Source organism: Paenibacillus sp. FSL M7-0656 (assembly GCF_038003225.1).
Classification (GTDB): Bacteria; Bacillota; Bacilli; order Paenibacillales; family Paenibacillaceae; genus Paenibacillus; species Paenibacillus amylolyticus.
This window is the reverse complement of sequence record NZ_JBBOOT010000001.1, coordinates 2,728,616-2,751,675: the sequence shown is the minus strand read 5'-3', so window position 1 is coordinate 2,751,675 and position 23,060 is coordinate 2,728,616. Positions and strand designations below refer to the sequence as shown.

Here is a 23,060-nt window from a genome sequence, read left to right as displayed (position 1 = left end):
TTTACCTGCGGGATTACTGTAAAATGATTGGTGATGTGCAAAAGTTGAAGGGTTATTCGATCTTTTAGTTAAAATAACCGCCTACGTATTGACACCCAATTTTCCCATATGTTATATAAAAGGAAGGGTTTAGCACTCCGATCATCAGAGTGCTAACAGATGATGTTTTTACTATAAGCTTACATATGGAATGATTCTGTTTTTGAAAATAGATATTGAACCTGAGTAGAACATGCGAAGCCAAGGTATGCAACAGACTTGAAGCTGCATTCCACGTCTAAGAAATATCACTTCATTGATATTCTCTATCCTAAAAAATCAGTCGCTGATCAAATGCAAAAGTAGTTCAGGGGACGAAATCGATTTGGAGGAAGCAGAGCGTTCGCCTAAAAGCTTTCTGAAAGAAAGCTGCTACGGAAGCATATGCTATCACCGGATTTCTCCCTTTTAAAAAGGGAATCAAAGAAATACGGGGATAACAGCGATCCGAAAAACGATTCGTAACCGGAACGGCTACATTGCAGAACGTCGTGCACTTATTTTTACGATGAGCCAGTTAGAAGTGAATCACAATATCTGTGGACTAGAGCGATCAAAGGTTTTTGAGTCTACTAATGGCCGCAGGATTATCTCAGTTACTTTCTATTTTCAATCAAATCATTCGATATCCCAATTTGAAAGGAGTCCAACCACTCATGGCTAAAAAAGAATTCCAGGCAGAATCCAAACGTTTGCTGGATATGATGATCAACTCCATTTACACCCAAAGAGAAATCTTTTTGAGAGAATTGATCTCCAACTCCAGTGACGCCATTGATAAAATTTATTACAGAGCACTTACGGACGATGCGCTCGTTTTCAACAAAGAGGACTACTTCATCAAGCTCACGATTGACAAAGAAAACCGCACGCTCACACTGACGGATACCGGAATCGGGATGACGCAGGAAGAGCTGGAGAACAACCTGGGGGTTATCGCGAAGAGTGGTTCCTTGGCGTTCAAGAAGGAAAATGAAGCTAAAGATGGCCACAACATCATCGGACAATTCGGGGTTGGTTTCTACTCGGCATTTATGGTGGCGGACAAGCTCACCGTAACAAGTAAAACGCTGGGCAGCGACGAGGCTTGGAAATGGGAATCCGAAGGCGCGGATGGTTACACAATCACACCAGCTGAGAAAGATTCCGTAGGTACAGAGATCGTCCTGACGATCAAAGAGAATACCGAAGAAGATTCGTATGACGAATTTTTGGAAGAGTACCGCCTGAGATCCATCATCAAGAAATACTCCGATTTCATTCGCTACCCGATCAAGATGGATGTGACGGGTCAACGTCCAAAAGAGGGCACGGAGAACGAGTTCGAGGAATACCAAGAAGAACAAACCGTGAACAGCATGGTGCCGATCTGGCGTAAAAATAAAAGCGAACTGACCGAAGAAGACTACAATAACTTCTATATGGAAAAACGCTACGGTTTTGACAAACCGCTTAAACACCTGCACATCAGCGCAGATGGCGCTGTGGTGTACAATGCAATCCTGTTTATTCCGGAGAACACACCGTTTGACTACTATACAAAAGAGTATGAAAAAGGCCTCGAGCTTTACTCCAACGGTGTATTGATCATGGATAAATGCGGGGATCTGTTGCCAGATTACTTTGGATTTGTTAAAGGTATGGTGGATTCGGAAGACCTGTCCCTGAACATTTCCCGTGAGATGTTGCAACATGACCGTCAGCTTAGCCTGATCGCGAAGAACATTAAAAACAAAATCAAGAGCCAACTGCAAAGCCTGCTGAAGGACGAGCGAGAGAACTACGAGAAGTTCTACCAAGCGTTTGGTCGTCAATTGAAATATGGTGTATACAGCGACTATGGTGTGAACAAGGATACATTGCAGGATCTGCTGTTGTTCACGTCTTCCAAAGAGAGCAAACTCGTGAGCCTGGACGAATACGTCTCCAGAATGCCGGAAGATCAGAAGTACATCTACTATGCATCTGGTGAGTCCATTAGCCGTATTGAGAAGCTGCCACAGATCGAGGGTGTTCTTGAGAAAGGGTACGAAGTATTGTACTTTACTGATGACATCGACGAGTTTGCAATCAAGATGATCACGAACTACAAGGAGAAAGAATTCAAATCCATCTCCAGTGGTGACCTGGGTATCGAAGATAGCGCAGACAAAGAAGAAACGGACGCTCAAGACAACGACAACAAAGAGTTGTTTGAAGCGATGCAAGCTCAATTAGCGGGTAAAGTCAAAGCCGTTAAAGCTTCCAAACGTCTCAGAAGTCACCCGGTATGTTTGTCCACCGAAGGTGAGCTGACGATTGAAATGGAGAAAATCTTGAAAGCTATGCCGAACAGCGAAAACGTACAGGCTGATAAAGTGTTGGAAATCAACGTAAATCACGATGTATTCAAATCGTTGAAAGACGCTTTCGCGCAAGATCAGGAAAAGCTGAACCTCTACACTAGCCTGCTGTACCACCAAGCATTGTTAATCGAAGGATTGCCAATTCAAGATCCAGTAGAGTTCACCAACGATATCTGTAAGGTTATGGTGTAATACCGTTACACCCACCATCTCCACCCCGACAGGGCGTTTCAGTCCTGTCGGTTTTTTTGTTTTTTACCCACAACGGGTAGGAGCGGGGGAGGCAGACCATCATTGTAGCGATCGATGAACATCGTAATGAAATTCTTTAGCCTTTCAAAGTTTTGAAGAATTCTCCCTTTATAGAGAATAGGGAATGTAATGACTTTGGGAGTGAATCAAACAGCAAAAGTAGTGAAGGGGACGGAATCGATTCTGAAGAAGCAAAGCGTTCGCCTTTGTCTCCGGGTTTTTCCCTTAATAAAGGGAATTCAGAAAACCTGGAGACAACAGCGATCAGAAGAACGATCCTTAACCGGAACGGCCACCTGGTGGCACAGTAAGTACTTATGGTTGTTCTGCTATGGAGCGAGCATATGTGAATAATGAGTTCAATATGAATCATTGTCATTTAGATGCACGGATGATAGTCTGGCAGGGTATAATAAGAGAAGATGACTGTTCATTACAAGTTGATGTAAGAAGAGATGACAATCGCAGACAGGTTTTACTTTTCGAAACCACAGATGTTGTGTATAATCACTCAAAATAGAGACAGTCGGCTAGGAGTGATCCCCATGCAATGGAACGATCTGAGAGAACATAGACAATATCCTGAATTAACCAAATTGGATGGATCTCGTGCAGCGTATGAACGGGACTATTCGAGACTCATTCATTCACCGACCTTCCGTCGGTTACAGGGCAAATCGCAGGTGTTTGGCGCAGGAACGGGTGATTATTATCGTACTCGCTTGACCCATTCCCTAGAGGTGGCACAGATTGCACGAGAGGCTGCCCGAAGTCTGATTCGCCGTTTTCCCGAGGTGGACTGGGACCGCGCGGACAACCCCGGCCTTATTATTGATTCAGAAGTGGTGGAGTGCGCTGCAATCGCACATGACTTCGGTCACCCGCCTTTTGGACATAAAGGTGAAGAAGTATTGGATGGTATTCTGGATGACCTCATTAACACCGAGGCTAAGAAAATCATGAAAAAAAGCCGCAGCGCCAAAGTTCCAAAGGTCGAGTCTGAAGTACGTGCTGAGTTAAAACGGAAATACGAGCATTTTGAAGGCAATGCGCACAACTTCCGTCTCATTATGCACTTGGAGAAACGTGAAGATATCGACGGACTGAACCTGTCTGATGCGGTATTACTAGGGATAAACAAGTATCCGTACCCTGGGACAGAGAGCAAAAAAGGCATGTATCATCATGAGTGGCAATATATTCGGGAGATCCGTGATCGCTGGAACGTACCGGCGGGCAAGAAGACGCTGGAAGCACAGTTGATGGACCTCTGCGACGATATTGCGTACTCCTCACATGACCTGGAGGATGGCATCAAAGCAGGCAAAATTGAAGTACATGAGCATTTCCTGCAAGATCCGTATGTGAATCGACTGATTGTGGATAAAATTACAACGCTGGAGGATCTGTTCTGGAACGGATGGACCCGAGAAGCGATTGGGCAAAAGGTAGAAGAGGTCCTCGCTTCGTTCCTGCGCATCTGGAATGAAAAGATGCCGTTCTGCGAGCACGATTACTCGCGTACCCGCCGTGAGGTGAAAGCCTACTGGGTGAGCTTTTTTGTAGGCAGTCTTGGCGTTATTGACGACGGCGACTGGAAGAAGGTAACCTTTGTCCGTGAAGGGGCTGAAGACCTCGATATGCTGCGTACGGTGAGTGTGCTCAAAAGTTTTGCCTGGGTAACCATGATTCGTGACCTGCGTGTGCAGCGGCTACAGAAGCGCAGTGAGTGGATGATTAAGCGATTATGGGATGCATTCCTCGATCCGGAAACGTCCAAATCCATTATTCCATCCGACTGGCTACAGCGGTATGAGAAGGATCAAGCCAAAGCCCAGCCGATCTGGACTTGGGAACACATGGTGATCGATTATATCGCAGGAATGACGGATGCATTTGCCGAGAAAATATATAATGAACTCTACGGTCTGAAGGTGGGTTCGATCTACGATCTGGATTAAAATTAACCGATATAAAGGGAGATGAGACGCGTGGATAAGCGAATGAGTGAGATGTTCAGTCTGGGCGTACTTGACCTTGTTCCAAGGTTGAACGATGCCACAGCGGAACGGGCGCTTCAACAATCGGTGACACTTGCGCAACATGCCGAGGCTTGGGGATACGCCCGATACTGGACGTCAGAGCATCATGATATGGCTGAACTGGCATCGGCCTCTCCTGAAGTACTGTTATCGCACATCGGAGCAAGGACAACAACGATCCAACTTGGCTCTGGTGCGGTCTTGTTGCCGCATTATAGCCCGCTCAAGGTTGCGGAGTCATTCCGCCTGCTGGCTGCGCTCTATCCGGGGCGTATTGAGCTTGGGCTCGGACGTGCTCCTGGCGGTGGACCTCATGCCACGATGGCACTCAGTGGCAATTATTTGCAGCATGTGTCCAAGCTGCCTGAATCGCTCGTAGCACTCACAGAACTGCTCGAAGACCGCTACATGTATGAGGATCATCCCGTGACAGCTCGTCCGATTCCCAAGCTTCCGTTATCACTCTGGATGCTGGGAACTAACGTGAAGAGTGCAGAATTTGCGGCACGGTTTGGCATGGGATATGTCTTTGGCCAATTCATGAGTGATGCCGATGGTACAGAGGCTGTAAGGCGATACCGAGAAGGATTTATGCCTAGTGCAACGATGAAGGAGCCTGAGGTTATGGTGGCAGTCAGCGTATTGTGTGCTGAGTCAGAGACGGATGCTATGGCCTGGAGTTGTGACATGGCGGAGAAGCGCAAGTTAGATGGAAAAGAACGTTCAACCGAGCTGAATTCAAGCGGTATCGCGGGCTCTGACACGAATGATGAAGCCGTTAGTAATCAAGATGAATCGGTGCGGCACTATGCAGGTACAGCTGAGCAGGTATGGGCGCGATTGCAACAGGTGAGTCGCAGGCTGGATACGGAGAGGTTGCTTCTGGTTACGGCAGGACCAGATTATGAGCGCAGGTTGGATTCATATCGATTGCTGGCTGAGCATAAGACAGCAATACTGAACTAGGCTGATCATTTTATGATGTTAGCCGTTGAAATCCGAACAAACCGAAGAGCTGCAGATCGGGACTTTACCGTATGCTGCAGCTCTTCGGTTTGGACTTTGTCAAGATTCAACAATCTTTTACAAAATCAAGCATCTTAATGACAAAATAATGTTATAATACTTTACGTCTATTTTCCAATCGATATAATATAGAGAAGTTCTTTTGACAAGAGGTCAAAAGAAGGGAAAACAATGACATAAGCACCTGAATTCGGGATGACCGAAGAGGTCAAGGGGGAAATCATATGTTCAGCAGATTCAAGATCAAGAGTATCGGTCTGCGTATCAGCATCGCGTTCTACTTGTTAATCCTCTGTTTAATTATTTTGAGTGTCACGATTGTCACCCGGATGAATTCAATTGAAACCAACACTAATGAAATTACGAACAATTGGATGCCATCAATCCAGCAAATTAACCGGTTAAATTATACCACAGAACATGTTCTGTCACTAAGTTATCGTCACTTTGACGCGGATGAAACAGACAAGGCATTTTTGTCAGAAGAGCGTACCAAGTATATTCGTGAAACGACGCAGGCGATTAAAATCTATGATCAGCAGGAGAAGTCTGCGGAAGAGCTCGAACACTGGAATGCGTTCAAGAACAAATGGGAAGCGTATCTCAAGATTAATACGCAATCGATCAAGCTGAGTGATGAGGGTCAGACACAGCTGGCGAAGGAAGTAGCTGATAAAGGTGCTGATTCCTTTGACACCATGCAAGTCGATCTTGATTATCTAGTGGAATACAATCAGGAACAGTCCAATCTTGCGGCGGCCCAAACGATCAGATCGGTACAGGATGGTAGATTAATCATCATTATCGGTGTTCTTGTCATGATTGCCATTACAGCGATCAGCATTCCGATTATTCGTTCACAGGTCGTGAAACCACTGCTACGTGTCATTAGTGCGGTGAAACTGATTGCAGAAGGCCAATTGAATGTTCAGGACATACATACCAAACATGAGGATGAAGTTGGTGTTCTGGCCAAAGCGGTGAATGACATGAAAGGTAACCTGACTTCCATGGTTCTGAGCGTCAGAAGAATTGCGGAAGCTGTTAATCTACAAAGTGGGGAACTGGCAATATCCTCAGAAGAGGTTAAGATTGGTAGTCGCCAGATTGCTGTGACAATGGAAGAGTCAGCCAAGGCCGCAGAGAGCCAGGCAGAGACAGCCGTGGAATCAGCTCGTACGGTTGAAGTGTTGAATGATCACATTCAGAATCATACGGAACAAGGCAGCCAGTTGCGCGTCATGTCGGATCTTGTACTGGAGCAAGGGTTGAATGGTCGCAAGGTGATGGAACAATCCGTGCAGCAGATGCAACAGATTTCCGGTTCGGTCTCTGCTTCAATGAACAAGATGGAACGATTGAATCGTAAAAATGAAGATATTTCCAAGCTGGTTCAGGTCATTCATGACATTGCACGCCAAACCAATCTGCTGGCATTAAATGCTTCCATTGAGGCAGCGCGTGCGGGAGAGAGTGGACGCGGATTCGCCGTAGTGGCATCAGAAGTGAGGAAGTTATCTGAGGCTGTGCAGACTTCGGTTGAAGAGATCACGGCGATTACCGAGGATATTCAGCAGGAGTCACAAGGGGTGGTTGCGGAATTACGTACGAACGTTCAGGAGACCGAACTAGGTCAGGAACATGTGCTTACTTCAGGTCAACTCTTCCGTACAATTAATGAATCGGTGGAAGGAATGGTTGGTGTCATCGGCACTATGACAGATGGTCTCGCAGGCATGCAGGAAGCGAGCGGACGAATGAATGATTTCAGTCAGCAGATTTCCGCTGTTTCGGAACAATCGGCAGCGAGTGTGGAAGAAGTTTCTGCATCGGCGGAAGAGCAAGTAAGTTCTATGGAAACGATTAGCGGCAACATTCAAAGCCTGAAAGAATTATCCGAAGATTTGCTTACATCCATTGAAAAATTAAAAATATAACCTTGCTCTTATAATAGAAGAAGCTGGAATCACGCAGGCGGCTAATGGTGAGAAATCAGTATGATATATGAGCTGTTGGCCTATAACGTTTACTGGCAAGAACGATTAGATTTCCAGTGTTATAATCTCAAAATAAAGTAAGGCGTTCCTCAACATGGGAACACCTTATTTTTTTTCTTCCAAATAGATACGTGCAAGGAAATGGATAGTTGTCTAGGGGCCTAACATTGTATACAATGACTACCTGAAAGCAAACGTATGAGTCGTATTTGATATGTCTTCAATGTGCCTACTATTTATATAGAAGAAACATGATTAATGAAGGAAGGAGAGGGGAATTTTGCCTGATGAAATACTTGGTATGTACGCTACTTCTGGGAAACACCTCTACACCTTTGCTTGCCACGAGAACGAGCAAGAATTATGCATGCTGGAGCTGACTACGTTGCTTGAACCGAGTTCGGAGATCCGTATGGATATGGGGTCGTATGTGTGGTCTGAACGATGTATTCCACCTGGACGCAGTCCTTTTATCCACGGCAGACTAGACGTGATCGGCGAAGGGGAGACTGTGATGGATCTGCTTCCTCTTGCCAAAAATATTCACCTGTTGCCAGATGAGACATTCAAGGTAGTTTGTCTAAAAGAAGGGGATCAAGCCCCTGATTATGCACAGTCTCGTCAACTGGAAAAAGAAGTTGGTATGTGTATTAAAGGCAAGGCACAGATGAAACAACCTAAGGTGACTTTCGGCCTAATCCGAACAGGAGAAAAATGGATCTTGGGCCAGTGGACAGAAGCGGACCGATCATGGCAGATTCATCAGCAGAAGCCGCAAAATTACTCAACTGGATTTGGCATCACGCTTGCGAGAGCGCTGGTTAATATTGCTGTTCCGAGAGTAGAAAATCATCGATTGCTTGATCCATGCTGTGGTATGGGAACGGTTGTGATTGAGGCTTTATCCATGGGAATTGATGCAAAAGGTAACGATCTCAATCCGCTGGCTGTCCGAGGTGCGCGAATCAATCTGCCGCATTATGGATATGATTCAGATCGAATCACACTGGGGGATATGAATGAACTGCAAGATTTGTATGATGCGGCAATTTTGGACATGCCTTATAACCTCTGCTCTGTACTTCCAGATGCTGAGCAACGAGCCATGCTGGAGAGTTTGCGCAGATTGGCAAAACGGGCGGTGATTGTTTCCACAGAGTGGGTAGAAGAGCACTTGTTGGAAGCAGGATGGACTGTAAAAGAGTACAGAACAGTACACAAAGGCACGTTTATACGTCATATTTGGCTGTGTATGTAAGCGTGAAAAAACAAAAACGCTACCTCTAAGGGAATTTAGATTTCCCAGAGGTAGCGTTTTTTATTGCGTACATATCCATTGATATCGTTGATCTGATTTGCACAATATTGCATGGGAACGGGTGTTTGTGTTAATATTTATGACTATAATCCACAAGGTTCACCGGCAGGGTATCGCCAGCGACGTAAGCTTCCAGATTTTTGACGAAAATATCAACTGCTCGATCCGCGTATTGCTCTGTACTTCCTGCGATATGGGGCGTAATTAACACGTTATCCATGCTCCATAGCGGGTGGTCTGCAGGAAGAGGTTCTTCTTCGAACACGTCCAGTGCGGCGAAGGCAACTTGGCCGTTTTGGAGTGCATTCAGCAAGGCTTCCGTTTTCACACTGGGGCCACGGCCGACATTGACAAAGCAGGCACCGGATCGGAACTGCTCAAATGCAGTTTGATCATATATATGTTTGGTTTCATCAGTTAGCGGTAAAATGTTAATTACATAATCGCCCTGGTTCAAGGCTTCATGTAAACCGGTCATGTCGTACATTTGATCCACATTGGGGACATCCTTACCTGAGCGACGAACTCCGATTGTGTACATGCCGAGTGCTTTGAGAATACGGGCTGTTTCCGTACCGATCTCACCTACACCAACGATGACCGCTGTTTTGCCATGCAGTTCCGGCAGTGGTTTGGCAGGAGCTTTCCATTCGGACTGCTGTTGATGCAGCATAGCTTGTCTCAGCCAGCGACTGTGGGATAACATCATGCCCAGAATAATTTCGGTGATTGGAATCGCGTGAACTCCATTTGCACTGGTGACCTGGACGTTCTTTTGTTGCAAATCTGCGAAGGGGAGATTGTCCACACCAGCAGACCAGACCTGAACCCACTTCAACAGGCTGTCCTGTTTCAATGCATGTTCTGTGACGAGTGGGGACCAGCCGAGAATAATCTCAGCTTCTTTCAACTCAGCGGGGTCCAATTCCTTGGCTTTTCCGAATTTCAGGGTGTATCCCGCTGCAGCATTCTGAATGCGTTGTTGCTGTTCTTCGGATAGAGATGGAAAACATACAATTTTACCCATAATGTGTGGTCCTCCTGAGATAAATAGTTTGATGAGTTTGATAATTAAAGTGTATCAGATTTGGTGTTGGATGTGCATTAAGGTGGGAAATGCAGGAATCTAGCCTTATTTGCAAATGGTTATATTTGTGTCACTCTATACTTACCCAACTTGAAACGATATGTATAGTTATGAAATAATAGAGCGAACTTTAGAGAGGTGTATGCAATGAATAACCAATCACATCAGGATCATTCATCCCGACGGGAAAGATTGTTTGTAGCCATTCGTCTTCCTGTTGCTGTTCAGCAGTCTCTTCAGATGGATGCGAGGCTTGTACAGAACAAGCTAGATTTTCGTAAATGGACAGATCATAGAGATTATCATATAACCTTGCAATTTCTGGGGGATACATTAGTTAGTGACATCGGGCACCTGCGAAAAGCATTGCGCTCAGCAGCAAGCGGATTTCAGCCGTTTGAACTTCAGCTTTCCGACTGGGGTACATTTGGACTTGAAGAAGCACCTAAGGTGCTTTGGAAAGGTGTTAGCGGAGAGATAGAGCACTTGTTTTCATTGCAAAAACAAATCGTGCAGGCGACTTCGCCCCTGGGGTATGAAGCTGAATTAAGACCTTATGCTCCCCACATTACCATTGCCAGAAAATATCTGGGACAGCTTCCAGGTAATGAAAATAAAGGGATATCTGGAGTGCTTCCGGAACATTCCACAGGTGTTAATTCATGGATGGTGGAGGACATTGTACTTTATGTGACAAGGCTGGGACAATTGCCAATGTATGAGGTCGTGGATACGTTCACTTTTTCCTGATAATCATTTTTATGCCATAAAATCACATTGACATAACGTTTATCCCTATGTAATATTAGCCATCGTTATTCAAATTCTTTTTTTTGGGTTACTTAGTTAAGGGAATTGTTTCGACAGGAGGAATCTTCGAATGAACATTATAAGCAAAAATCGTTGGGTAGCACCGATGTTATCAGTGCTACTTGTATGTATAGTGGGGGTAAATGTCGTTCAGGCGACGGGGAAGTGGAATGAAGCTAGTGATAGTAAACAGATGACCGAACTTACGGCTTCTGTGCAAAATAACCAAACATCTACGCAAGAAGAGAGGCGCATGATGGAAGATGGGACAAGTCTGTCCTCTAATCTGTCTGCCCAAACCGTAGCGTGGACTGAATCTCTGCCAGCGAAGAACTGGCTTACGACTGCTCAAGAAGAGCAGGAACTGCAAGAAGCCAAGGCCAAGAACAAAGCTAGAGCGGTAGCTGCGGCCAAAGCAAAAAAAGAAGCTGCACTGAAATTGGCCAAAGTGAAACGTGCCAAAGAAGTCGCTGCTGTAACAACTCCCCCCCAAAAACTATACTTTACACGGACCAAACTTCTGAACCAGGAAGACTCGAAACTTGCAACCTGGTCATACAGTGTGTCCGATAAAGAACTGCATCTGCTGCAAAAAATTGTCATGGCAGAAGCGGAAGGTGAACCGTACGAAGGCAAAGTGGCAGTTGCCAATGTTGTCTTAAACCGGCTACGGTCAGCCAATTTTCCCGATACCATTTACAAGGTCATCTATCAGAAATCCCAGTTTAGTCCTGTAGCGAACGGACGTATGAAACGTGTGGTTCCCAACGAGGACAGCATCAAAGCAGTGAATGCTGCGTTGAATGGGAAGAAGGAAGTTGCCGATGATACGTATTATTTTTTATCATTGACGCTTGCCGACGATCTGACAGTTGCTCGCTCGCAGAAAAAAGTAAAAACGATCGGTCATCATACTTTTTACAAGTAATCGACCCGTAAATTCTGCAAACAGGCAGGGTAGTTAACTGTGTGTGCTTCACACGGCCCTTGAAAAAGCCTGAATCGTAGTTTTATTTCGTTATTAAAAAATATCGTTATACTCTAAATTACCCTTTTTTCTGCCAAATCATACGGTGGAATTAGTGAAAATAAAAGAAGGTTCCCTTCCAAAAATTCGGAAGGGAACCTTCTTTGTATATCGTGAGCAATTGTCTTGTCCCCTATAACACCTCGTGAGAGCTGTTCTATAGGTCCGTAGAGGCGTCAGAATGGTATTCTGGTACCTGACAAGGACGTGGCAGTAATTCCGGCTGTGAAGCGCTCCAAGGAGGTTGTTGTGACTTCGGCTGTCGTCGGAAACAATAAGTCATGAACAGCTTGAGCACAGCACTTCGGATCATAGACCGAATGGTTACCTGAATGATGCGCTACGTTCAGCGGGCTTTCAGTTTGAGTAGATGCCTGCTCCACTAGTTGTCTGAAACGATTGGTGATCACGTCGGCAGAGTGAATGACCTGGCCGTATCCGGCTTGTACAAAGTATTCACAGTTCTCTTCCTCTTGACCTGCAATCGGAGGAATAAACAACATCGGTAGACCCTTGGCCAGCGCTTCAGTGCATGTCATGCCACCTGGTTTCGTAATGAGCACATCGGATACATCCATCAGTTTGCTTACTTCCCGTGTATATCCAAGAATACGAATATTCGGATGCTGGAAGCAAGGCATTTCCTTCATTTTTGCGATCATTTTTTCATTGCTTCCTAGACAGAAGACCAATTGAACACGATCTGCCCAAGACGTGAGAGCTTTCATATGATCCTCATCAAACGAAAGTCCCCATCCACCACCCATAAGTAGCGCTGTAGGCATGTTCTGAAGCCCCATCTCTTCCCGTAGCTTCACCTTATCTCCAGCTTCCCAGAAGTCTGGATGCACAGGGATTCCCGTGATCTGAATATGGGAGGGATCGACACCCCGGATCTCAAGCAATGCTTTGACCTGAGGGGTAGAGACCAGATATTTGTTCACTTCCGGATTAATCCATGTTCCGTGCACGTCATAATCCGTCACAACGGTATAGAGTGGGATATTCAGACCCTGGCGTTTGAGCCGGGAGATGACAGCATTCGGAAAAGGATGGGTACAGATCACCGCATCGGGTTTCAGTTGGGATACGACCTGTGCCGTCTGTGTATAGAAAATTCGGTGCAACGCCAGCTTGGTAAAACCATTTAAGGATTTATTGTACTGTGTGCGGTACAACAGGCTGACCAGTTTGGGTTGAACCGATAGTGTCTTTCGATATGCTGAGAAAATTAGTGGAGCTACCGTTGGGTTCAAAAATTTGCCTAGTTCAATGACACGACTGTGAACATGTGGACTGACTTTTTTGATGCCATGTGCCAGCGCATGAGCGGCCTGAGTGTGACCGGTACCGAAACCTTCCGATAATAAGAGCACTCTTGGTTTTCGCATGAGTTCACCTTTATTCATAAGTTTTAATTCAAAAAGAAGATATTCATTGTTTATTCTAGCTATGGAATGCGTTACTACATGAATATACATTGAAGCACAAAATCATGTTTCTTCTATAAATATTTACACCATATATCTTACAATGAGACAACCTAAACTTCATTATATACACGTATTATCTGAGTCATCTTACACTATAGACGACGACAGAAGGAGTTTCCACTGCATTTAGGTTAAAAAATATTAACACAATTTTTAAAATGTTAGGGTTGCAATCTGTTTTCGAAGGTGGTATTGTAGTTTTTGACCGAATGACCGAATTGTATTTCTGGTCATTTATGTAGAGCGATTGAACAATGAATGTGATTAAAGGAGGGATTAGATGGCTCCGATTGACAGGAGACAGCAGGTTATTCAGGCAGCAGCCCAGTCGTTTGCCATGTTTGGATACAAAGCAACGACGATGGATCAGGTCGCCAAGATTGCGAACGTTGGCAAAGGAACGATCTATACGTTTTTCACCAATAAGGAACAATTGTTTGATCAGATCCTGGTAGAAGTGATTCAGGAAATGAAGAACATCGCGCATCGTGAAGTACATCAGGAAAGTGCATTTTTCGATAATCTGTTTCGGGTACTGGATGCCTTGTTAGAGTTTCGTCGTGATCACGATCTGCTCGTTAAGTTATCTCAGGAGCTGAAGGACTTTGGAACACTGCAGGCCAAGGAAGGCTTGGACAAGGTGGAGAAAGTAATCTCCGACTTTCTGGCTAAGGAGCTTGAGAAAGCAAAAGACAATGGAGAGATTCGAGATTGTGATCCGCAAGTCGTCGCATTTATGATGATTCGCCTGTATATTGCACTCACCTCAGACTGGAGCAAACAACATCAACCGCTGAGCAAAGAGGAAATTAAGACTTACTTTCGCCTTTTCTTAATGGAAGGAATTGCTGCTGTAACGTAATCCGAATTTAATCTACTATAATATAAGGATTTTCACGCGTATCAAGCAGGGAGGCTTGTCGGAAGACAGGTTGTTTTTTTGTCCTAAAGTGACCGTTTGAGGAAAGTGGTCACTTAGTGTTTCAGTATGTTTTCTGGAATGCGACATTGTATTTCATTATGGTTATTCCTGCTCATGGAGCAGAGAGATTAAGGGGAGAAAATGACATGAAATCTTTATCCGTGTTTTTCAAGGATGTGGGATCGGCCGTGAGAAACCCGAAGGTGTTGATCCCTGTTATTGCAATTATGTTTATACCGATCCTGTATAGTGGCATCTATCTGGCAGCCTATTGGGACCCGTATGGTCATGTGGATGAGATGCCGGTTGCCGTTGTCAATCTGGATAAAGGTGCTGAGCTGGAGGGCAAATCCCTCCATGTAGGTAGTGATCTGGTCGATGAGCTGAAGAAAAATGCCGATTTTAAATGGGACTTTGTCAGTGCCAGTCAAGCCAAAGAAGGCATGAGTAATGACAAATATTATATGCAAATTACGATTCCGGAGAACTTCTCATCTCAGGCAACAACATTGCTGGATGACAAGCCGGAGCCGGCTGATCTGATCTATGAACCGAATGGCAATTACAGTTTTGTTGGTGCACAGATCGGTAAGACCGCTATTAAGGACCTGAAAGCAAAAGTCTCAGCCAAAGTAACGGAATCCTATGCAGAAACATTGCTCGACAAGTTCTCCGAAGTATCGGATGGCTTGGCTGAAGCAGGCGATGGGGCGGGTGAACTGAATACCGGCGCAGGCAAACTGGATGATGGTGCTGTTAAGCTCAAGGATAACCTGGCGAAGCTTGCATCCGGAACGCTTGAACTTCAGGAAGGACTTTCTCCATTAAGTGATGGTGTTAACGCGCTGCACACAGGGGCAACCAAGCTTGAAAGTGGAACATCAAATCTTGTATCCGGTCTGCAACAGCTTCAGGCAGCTGCTTCGAGCCAGCTTCAGAGCGGAGCAGATCAGTTGAAGGATGGTAGCGCCAAGTTGGAAACTGGACTCCAGTCTTCACTGGATGGCACAAGTAAGTTGCAGGCTGGTCTGAAATCATCAGAACAGGGCAGTGCGAAGCTGTCGGATGGTCTGCAAAGTGCTGTTCAGGGCAGTGGCACTCTGGCAACAGGCCTGCAATCGGCTGTAGATGGCAGCTCCAAGGTTGCTGATGGTGCACAGGGTGTAGCCGCCGGATTGAAACAGCTTGCTGCATCGAACCCCGAACTGGCTGAAAATGCGGATGTACAGAAGCTGCTTGCAGCAAGTGAAGCTGTTGCTGATGGCAGTGCACAACTGCATGAGAGCGAGCAGAAGCTGGCACAAGGTGCAGATCAGCTGCATCAGGGCAACCAGCAACTGGCTGCGGGTGCAACCGAGCTTCATGGAGGTCAGGAGCAACTTCTTGCTGGTGCGAACCAGCTGGTGGATGGTCAGAAACAATTGCTGGCTGGTGCAGGGCAGCTTAGTCAAGGAGGAGCGAAACTCTCCGATGGTCTGAAGCAGTTCAGCGGCAAATTGGGTGATGCTGCAAGTGGCGGTACATTGCTTGCAGATGGTGCCAAGCAGCTGGGCTCAGGAACAACAGCTTTGCAAACGGGTGTAGGTAAACTCAGTGGTGGCGTTAGTTCACTAACCGATGGTTCCAAGCAATTGGGTGATGGCGCGGGCAAACTGGCTGACGGCCTTACTGAGCTAAAAGATGGCTCGAGTGAATTGGAAACCAAGCTGAATGATGCCGCACAGAAAACATCCGAAGTTAAGAAAACGGATGATGTAGTGAACATGTTCGCTGAACCGGTAAACTCCTCGGAGAATACAGCAGAGAACGTGAGCAATTATGGTACAGGATTGACACCGTTCTTCCTGTCGATCGGTCTGTTTGTGGGATCGTTGATTTCCACGATTGTATTGAAAATGCGGGAAACGTCCGTACCTGGTGCAACAGGCTGGAATCGTTTTGTCAGCCGGACACTGGTATTTGGGTCCGTAAGTATTTTTCAATCAGTTATCGTGGCAAGTTTCATGTTATATGGTCTTGGACTGGAGACGCACAGCGTAGGGCTGTTCTATCTGTTTACCATTATTACGGGGCTGACCTTCATGTTGATCGTTCAGGCACTTGTAACCTGGCTGGATCTGCCTGGACGTTATGTTGTCATTCTGCTTCTGGTCTTCCAGCTTGCGGCTAGTGCAGGAACCTTCCCGGTAGAACTGATTCCATCATGGCTTCAGGCATTTAGCCCTTGGTTGCCAATGACACACAGCATTATGGGCTTCAAAGCCGTGGTATCGAGTGGTAATCTGGATGTGATGTGGCATCAGGCAGGTATTCTTAGCATCTATGCAGGTGTATCCATTCTGCTGACGCTTGCTTACTTCCTCTGGAATGGCAGACGTCCGAAAAAAGAAGTCGAACAGGCTGATTCTGGTCAAGTTGTGACGGCATAAGTCGAACCTGATCTTCAGCAGGGTCATATTTTTGAAAAAAAACTTTATTTTCTTGTAGTGAAATTATGCAATATAGTAGTCAAATAGTGCAAATAGCCTGTGACCCCAAAAAGGGGTTGCAGGCTATTTTGTATACAAATGCATAGAGAAGTAAAGTTTCGCTGGCTTAAGCAGTGAAAATTTGGTGGAATTATGGATAAACGTAGGCGGCACATGGAACGATTTTCTTCTGTCAGCAATTTAATTCAGTTGTACTCTGGCTTAAAAAGTGTATAATTATTCGAAAAAGAGATGAATTTAAACGTCACTACTGTAAAGCTGTACTGCAAAACATTTCTTATCAGAGGTATTAAAAAGTTTAAATTGCGCTGATGTTAGGTCGGTGTTAAAATAATAGAACTATATCAAAAAAACGTCGCTCCATTTCAGTAGCCGTGCCAGCGGCTGCGTGTTGATTTATACAGGCTGTTTGCCGGATCGTCCGGATCAGCTCATCTCATCTCATTTAATGGCTTCTGCCCAATAGCAGGCATTATTTTTGACAGTCTCATGCTGTCACCTCTTCTATCTAGCAGGCTCTATCGCAAGCGAAAGGCCAGCTCCTCCCGTTTCATTGTTGCCTGTTGCCTATGTTCTTGATCTTTCCGAAATACTTCATTATAGAAAGGTTGCGTTCCATGAGACACATCGGATTACCTCCAAAACAGGGTCTGTATGACCCGCAGTTCGAAAAAGACGCATGCGGAATGGGTTTTGTTGCCAACATCAAAGGAGTACCTTCACACGATATCGTTAGTCAGGCACTGACTATGCTTAGTAACATGGAGCACCGTGGAGGACAGGGAAGTGAACCGAATTCCGGTGACGGAGCAGGTATCCTGATTCAGATTCCACATCGCTTTTTTGCAGAGGAAGCGAAACGCCTTGGTTTTGCATTGCCTGAACAGGGATTCTATGGCGTAGGGATGTTGTTCCTTTCCCAGGACCCTGCCATTCGCAGTGCGCATGAAGAGAGCCTTAAGAAGATTATTGAAGAAGAAGGTCAGACGTTCCTGGGTTTCCGGGATGTTCCTACTTTTGATGAAATGCTTGGCCGTTCTGCGCTTGCAGCAAAACCTTATGTACGTCAGGTGTTTATTGGAAGATCCGCAGATGTGAAGGATGAGCTTGGATTCGAGCGTAAGCTGTATGTTATTCGCAGACGCGCTGAGCTGGCTATTCGTTATTCGGCAGATGAAGCAGAAGGTGGTTCGTTCTACCTTCCGAGCATGTCTTGTCGCAAAATTGTATATAAAGGCATGCTGACAACTGAACAAGTTGGCGGGTTCTATCTGGATCTGCAGGAAGAACTCGTGGAATCGGCCATTGGACTTGTGCATTCCCGTTTCAGTACCAACACCTTCCCAAGCTGGGAACGTGCCCACCCGTATCGTTTCATGATCCACAACGGTGAGATCAATACGATGCGTGGTAACGTGAACTGGATGCATGCACGGCAATCCTTGTTCGAGAGCGAGTTGTTTGGTAACGACATCGCGAAAGTAAAACCGGTTATCAATCCGGACGGTTCGGATACAGCCATGTTTGATAACACGCTGGAGTTCCTGTATCTGAGTGGTCGTTCCCTGCCACACGTGGCGATGATGATGGTTCCTGAACCTTGGAGCACGGATGAGGGCATGGACCCTGCCAAAAAAGCATTTTATGAATATCACAGCACGATGATGGAGCCTTGGGATGGACCAGCAGCAATGGCCTTTACAGATGGTTTGCAAATTGGTGCAACACTTGACCGTAATGGATTGCGTCCAGCTCGTTATTATGTAACCAAGGATGACCGTATTATCCTGTCCTCCGAAGTTGGGGTACTTGATATTGCGCCGGAAGAGATCCTGTACAAAGATCGTCTGCGTCCAGGTCGGATGTTGCTTGTGGATACACAAGAAGGCCGCATCATCGCGGATGAGGAAGTAAAAGCAATCATTGCAGCCGAGAATCCGTATCAGGATTGGCTTGATGAGCATTTGATGGATCTGAGCGAGTTGCCGGACGCACCGGAACTTCCTGATCCAAAACATGATAACGTGACCCAGCTTCAGCTCGCTTATGGTTATACATTTGAAGAACTACGTAAAATCCTGGAGCCGATGGCAACAACAGGTATGGAAGCTACGGGTTCGATGGGGTATGATGCACCGCTGGCTGTGCTGTCCGATCGTCCGCAGCGTCTGTACAACTACTTTAAACAGATGTTCGCCCAGGTAACCAACCCGCCAATCGATGCAATCCGTGAAGAGATTGTAACGTCTACGGCAACAACCATTGGTCCTGAGCGCAACTTGCTGAACCCTGAACCGGAGAGTTGTCGCCAGATCCGTCTGGATACACCGGTATTGTCTAATGAAGACTTTGCGAAGATTCGCCATGTGCGTCGCCCAGGCTTCCGCTCCATGACGATTCCAATCTTCTTCACCGCTGCGGAAGGGGCAGAAGGACTTCGCAAAGCGATGGATTTGCTCTTCGAAGCTGCAGATCGTGTCATCGACAAAGGTCATAACATTCTGATCCTGTCTGACCGCGGTGTGGACGCAGAGAATGCTGCCATTCCTGCATTGCTTGCTGTAGCAGGTCTGCATCACCATCTGATTCGCCAGGGAACCAGAACCAAAGTCAGCATTATGCTCGAATCGGCAGAACCGCGTGATATTCACCACTACGCGTTGCTGCTGGGTTACGGTGTAAGTGCAGTGAACCCTTATCTGGCCTTTGAAACGCTGGACGACATGATTCAGCAAGGATTGCTGCGTGGTATCTCGCATGAGAAAGCAGTGAAAAACTACATTAAAGCAGCTACCAAGGGCGTTACTAAAGTGTTGTCCAAAATGGGGATTTCTACGATTCAATCGTATCGTGGAGCTCAAATCTTCGAAGCGGTAGGACTGAAATCAGACTTCGTTGACCGTTACTTTACCTGGACACCTTCCCGTATCGGTGGAATTGGGTTGGAAGAAGTGGCAGCCGAAGCGTTGACACATCATAACCGGGCCTTTACGGAAAAAGACGGTAACGATAAAGTATTGGATTCCGGTGGGGATTATCAATGGCGTAACGACGGAGAAGAGCATCTTTTCAATCCGCAAACCATTCATACCCTGCAACATGCAGTACGCACTGGGGATTACAAGCTGTATAAAAAATATTCCAAGCTCGTGCAAGGTGAGAATGATCAATTGTTGACCATTCGCTCCATGCTGAAGCTGAAACCGGTGGGAGCTTCCATTCCACTCGAAGAAGTTGAATCCGTAGAAGATATCATGCGTCGTTTCAAAACAGGTGCAATGTCCTTCGGTTCGATCAGTAAAGAAGCGCATGAAGATCTTGCCATCGCTATGAACCGTGTTGGAGGTAAATCCAATACCGGTGAAGGTGGAGAAGATCCGGCTCGCTTCATTAAAGATAGCAACGGGGATTCCCGTCGCAGTGCGATTAAACAGGTAGCATCCGGACGTTTTGGTGTTACATCCAACTATTTGGTTAATGCCGATGAGATTCAGATTAAAATGGCACAGGGAGCTAAACCAGGTGAAGGCGGACAGTTGCCAGGACGTAAAGTGTATCCTTGGGTTGCTGAAGTTCGTGGATCTACACCGGGTGTAGGTCTGATCTCGCCACCACCGCATCACGATATCTACTCAATCGAAGATCTGGCAGAGTTGATCTATGACTTGAAAAATGCCAATCCGCGTGCTGAGATTAACGTGAAGCTTGTATCGGAAGTGGGCGTGGGTACCATCGCAGCTGGTGTAGCCAAAGGCCGTGCCGATATTATCCTTGTCAGCGGTTATGACGGAGGTACAGGTGCATCACCGCAAGGTTCGATTCGCCACGCAGGTATGCCTTGGGAACTAGGTCTTGCAGAGACACATCAAACGTTGATGTTGAACAATCTGCGTGACCGTGTTGTCCTCGAAACAGATGGCAAAATGCTTAACGGCCGTGACTTGGCGATTGCTGCCTTGCTTGGAGCAGAAGAGTATGGATTCTCTACGGCACCGCTCGTTGCACTTGGCTGTATCATGATGCGTGTCTGTCAGATGGATACCTGTCCGGTTGGTGTAGCGACACAGAATCCGGAATTGCGTAAAAATTATATGGGTGATCCAGCTCATGTGGTTAACTTCATGCGATTTGTTGCTGAAGATGTGCGTGAGATCATGGCTGATCTTGGTTTCCGTACTATTCAGGAGATGGTCGGACGTACAGATTGCCTCGAAACGGTAGAAGCCGTAGATCACTGGAAGAAAAAAGGTGTGGATCTGTCTGTATTGTTGCACGTGCCTGAAATGCCGGAAGGCTCTGCACGTTACCGTACACAGCATCAGAATCACCAATTGGAAGAAACGCTGGATATGCAACAATTGTTGCCACTGGCACAGTCTGCTATTGAATCCGGTCAACCGGTTGAAGCGGTGCTTCCAATTACAAACGTTAACCGTGCAGTAGGTACCATTTTGGGTAGTGAGATCACACGCAAATATGGACTCGCAGGATTGCCTGAAGATACGGTTAAATTCAAATTTGTCGGCTCTGCCGGACAAAGCTTTGGGGCCTTTGTACCTAAAGGTATGACCTTGACCGTTGAAGGGGATTCCAATGACTACGTAGGTAAAGGACTGTCCGGAGGTAAACTGATCGTGATGCCTTCTCCGAAAGCAACGTTTGAGGCGGAAGATAACATCATTATCGGTAACACGGCTCTCTACGGAGCAACAAGCGGCGAAGCGTATATCCGTGGTATTGCGGGTGAGCGATTTGCTGTACGTAACTCGGGCGCCAAAGTGGTTGTTGAAGGTGTAGGCGACCATGGTTGTGAGTATATGACAGGTGGACGTGTCGTTGTACTGGGCGATACAGGTCGTAACTTTGCAGCAGGGATGTCCGGAGGTATTGCCTATGTGTATGATCCGGAAGGCACATTCCTGAAACGTTGTAATCTGGAAATGGTTCTTTTGGAACGTATCGAAGATGTGGCCGAAAGTGCAGATCTGCGAGGCATGATTCAACGTCATGTTGCCAACACAGGAAGTGCTGTCGGTCAGCGCGTTCTGGATAACTGGCAAGATGCGCTGAATCAGTTCGTTCGGGTTATTCCGAAGGACTTCAAACGTATGACAGAACAGATCGAACGGATTCAGGCAACAGGTTTGACTGGAGAAGCAGCGCTGCTTGCAGCGTTTGAAGCGAATATGCGTGAACTTGCACGTGCTGGAGGTTAATAACTTCCTTGTTCAAAGTTATAAGTGTATGAACAGGTTGTATTAAGAATAATAGGAGCAATATGGTTGCCATTCCGGCATCATATTGCTCCTATTTTGCTTTCGACAAAATTAGAACCCCATCAAAAAACGTTATCGCCATGAGACGACAACATCGAGGAACTTTCTCAAGTATAATAAGGCTAGTTTTGGAGGGCAGGGAAAGTATAAAGATAAGAGAGGTTAGCGGAATGAATATGAAGCATCCAAACAGGGACGATCGTAGGCCGACAGGTAAACAAGTCGAAGCAACCCAGATGGACATCATGAAGGTGTTACTGCAATGCGGAATCGACCCGGAGCGTTGGAACCATTTCGTATCCTCCGTCAACAACAAGCGTCCTTGACACAATAGACAAGCATGGAATGAAAGGGAATTAAGACACAAAAAAAGCCCAGAAGCCAGAGAGGTTATCTCTCGGGAACTGGGTCCTCTTTTCGGGTTTAGTCCATGCTGCGTTCCATTCGGACAAACGCAATAAAACGACGTGCCTCTTCTTCTGTTAAAGACTTCCCATCAATCATCAGATCGAAGCGTTCTAACACTTCTTTGTCCGATAACTCCAAGGTATCCACGAATTCACGTACGTCTTCATCCATCACAACATCGCTTTGCTTTGTACGTCCTATAAGATAATCGATAGACACCTCAAAGATGTCAGCAAGTCTCGTTAACACTTCGAAATCCGGTTTACGTCGATTCTTCTCGTAGTGGGAGAGAGCAGCTCTTGTAATATGAATGGAGCTCGCAAGTTCTTCTTGAGTAAGTCCCCGCTGTTCCCGTAATTCCGCAATGCGATTTCCGTAGCTCATAAGCTATTTCCCCCTGAACGACATCAAATATATATTGAAACAATCCTGAGCCAAGTGTTTGATCAGGGCAGCTTTCCTGCAAAAGAGTAACTCCTCATGTGTTTCCTTTAACCCATTTCCATTTGTAAATAGGTCTGTCTAAGGA

14 protein-coding genes are annotated in these 23,060 nt (G+C 46.1%); 11 read left to right on the top strand and 3 right to left on the bottom strand.

Annotation, left to right across the window (positions count from 1 at the left end; genetic code table 11):
- Nucleotides 1-695 precede the first annotated feature (695 nt).
- From htpG to MHI01_RS12215, 5 genes are all read left to right on the top strand, one after another.
- Nucleotides 696-2,576, top strand: coding sequence for a molecular chaperone HtpG (gene htpG / locus MHI01_RS12235; protein ID WP_237176603.1), 1,881 nt, complete (start codon nt 696-698; stop codon nt 2,574-2,576).
- 605 nt (nt 2,577-3,181) lie between these two features.
- Complete coding sequence (locus MHI01_RS12230) at nt 3,182-4,597, top strand: deoxyguanosinetriphosphate triphosphohydrolase family protein (protein WP_340983212.1); 1,416 nt, start codon at nt 3,182-3,184, stop codon at nt 4,595-4,597.
- A gap of 21 nt (nt 4,598-4,618) precedes the next feature.
- On the top strand, nt 4,619-5,644 hold the full coding sequence (locus MHI01_RS12225) for an MsnO8 family LLM class oxidoreductase (RefSeq protein WP_340983211.1): 1,026 nt from the start codon (nt 4,619-4,621) through the stop codon (nt 5,642-5,644).
- Nucleotides 5,645-5,928: 284 nt separating this feature from the next.
- Nucleotides 5,929-7,641: a methyl-accepting chemotaxis protein gene (locus tag MHI01_RS12220; protein ID WP_076251419.1), complete on the top strand. Its 1,713-nt coding sequence runs from the start codon at nt 5,929-5,931 to the stop codon at nt 7,639-7,641.
- A gap of 340 nt (nt 7,642-7,981) precedes the next feature.
- The gene (locus tag MHI01_RS12215; RefSeq protein WP_340983210.1) at nt 7,982-8,959 is read left to right on the top strand and encodes a TRM11 family SAM-dependent methyltransferase; all 978 of its coding nucleotides are present in this window, start codon (nt 7,982-7,984) and stop codon (nt 8,957-8,959) included.
- Nucleotides 8,960-9,089: 130 nt separating this feature from the next.
- Here MHI01_RS12215 and MHI01_RS12210 read toward each other — a convergent pair whose 3' ends face one another.
- Nucleotides 9,090-10,046, bottom strand: a complete 957-nt coding sequence (locus MHI01_RS12210) for a D-2-hydroxyacid dehydrogenase (protein WP_340983209.1) — start codon at nt 10,044-10,046, stop codon at nt 9,090-9,092.
- 207 nt (nt 10,047-10,253) lie between these two features.
- Between MHI01_RS12210 and thpR the strand changes: the two genes are divergently transcribed.
- Both thpR and MHI01_RS12200 read left to right on the top strand, forming a co-directional pair.
- Entirely contained in the window at nt 10,254-10,856 is a 603-nt protein-coding gene (gene thpR, locus MHI01_RS12205; RefSeq protein ID WP_051447214.1) for an RNA 2',3'-cyclic phosphodiesterase, read from the top strand.
- A gap of 130 nt (nt 10,857-10,986) precedes the next feature.
- Nucleotides 10,987-11,844 carry a cell wall hydrolase gene (locus MHI01_RS12200; RefSeq protein WP_036611353.1) on the top strand — a complete coding sequence of 286 codons (858 nt, stop codon included), beginning with the start codon at nt 10,987-10,989 and terminating at the stop codon, nt 11,842-11,844.
- 275 nt (nt 11,845-12,119) lie between these two features.
- Here MHI01_RS12200 and MHI01_RS12195 read toward each other — a convergent pair whose 3' ends face one another.
- Nucleotides 12,120-13,334, bottom strand: coding sequence for a UDP-N-acetylglucosamine--LPS N-acetylglucosamine transferase (locus tag MHI01_RS12195; RefSeq protein ID WP_036611351.1), 1,215 nt, complete (start codon nt 13,332-13,334; stop codon nt 12,120-12,122).
- A 382-nt stretch (nt 13,335-13,716) separates the two neighbouring features.
- On the opposite strand from MHI01_RS12195, the gene MHI01_RS12190 reads away from it, so the two are divergent.
- The 4 genes from MHI01_RS12190 to MHI01_RS12175 all read left to right on the top strand — a co-directional run bounded on the left by MHI01_RS12190 (nt 13,717) and on the right by MHI01_RS12175 (nt 22,449).
- Nucleotides 13,717-14,298, top strand: coding sequence for a TetR/AcrR family transcriptional regulator (locus MHI01_RS12190; RefSeq protein ID WP_339189203.1), 582 nt, complete (start codon nt 13,717-13,719; stop codon nt 14,296-14,298).
- Between the two features lie 206 nt (nt 14,299-14,504).
- Complete coding sequence (locus tag MHI01_RS12185) at nt 14,505-16,787, top strand: YhgE/Pip domain-containing protein (RefSeq protein ID WP_047844153.1); 2,283 nt, start codon at nt 14,505-14,507, stop codon at nt 16,785-16,787.
- Between the two features lie 677 nt (nt 16,788-17,464).
- A complete protein-coding gene (gene gltB / locus MHI01_RS12180) occupies nt 17,465-22,063 on the top strand; it encodes a glutamate synthase large subunit (protein ID WP_036611344.1) in 4,599 nt (1,532 codons plus the stop codon).
- Nucleotides 22,064-22,293: 230 nt separating this feature from the next.
- Complete coding sequence (locus tag MHI01_RS12175; protein WP_017690128.1) at nt 22,294-22,449, top strand: hypothetical protein; 156 nt, start codon at nt 22,294-22,296, stop codon at nt 22,447-22,449.
- A 97-nt stretch (nt 22,450-22,546) separates the two neighbouring features.
- Here MHI01_RS12175 and MHI01_RS12170 read toward each other — a convergent pair whose 3' ends face one another.
- A complete protein-coding gene (locus MHI01_RS12170; protein WP_017690127.1) occupies nt 22,547-22,915 on the bottom strand; it encodes a helix-turn-helix domain-containing protein in 369 nt (122 codons plus the stop codon).
- Between the last annotated feature and the right edge of the window lie 145 nt (nt 22,916-23,060).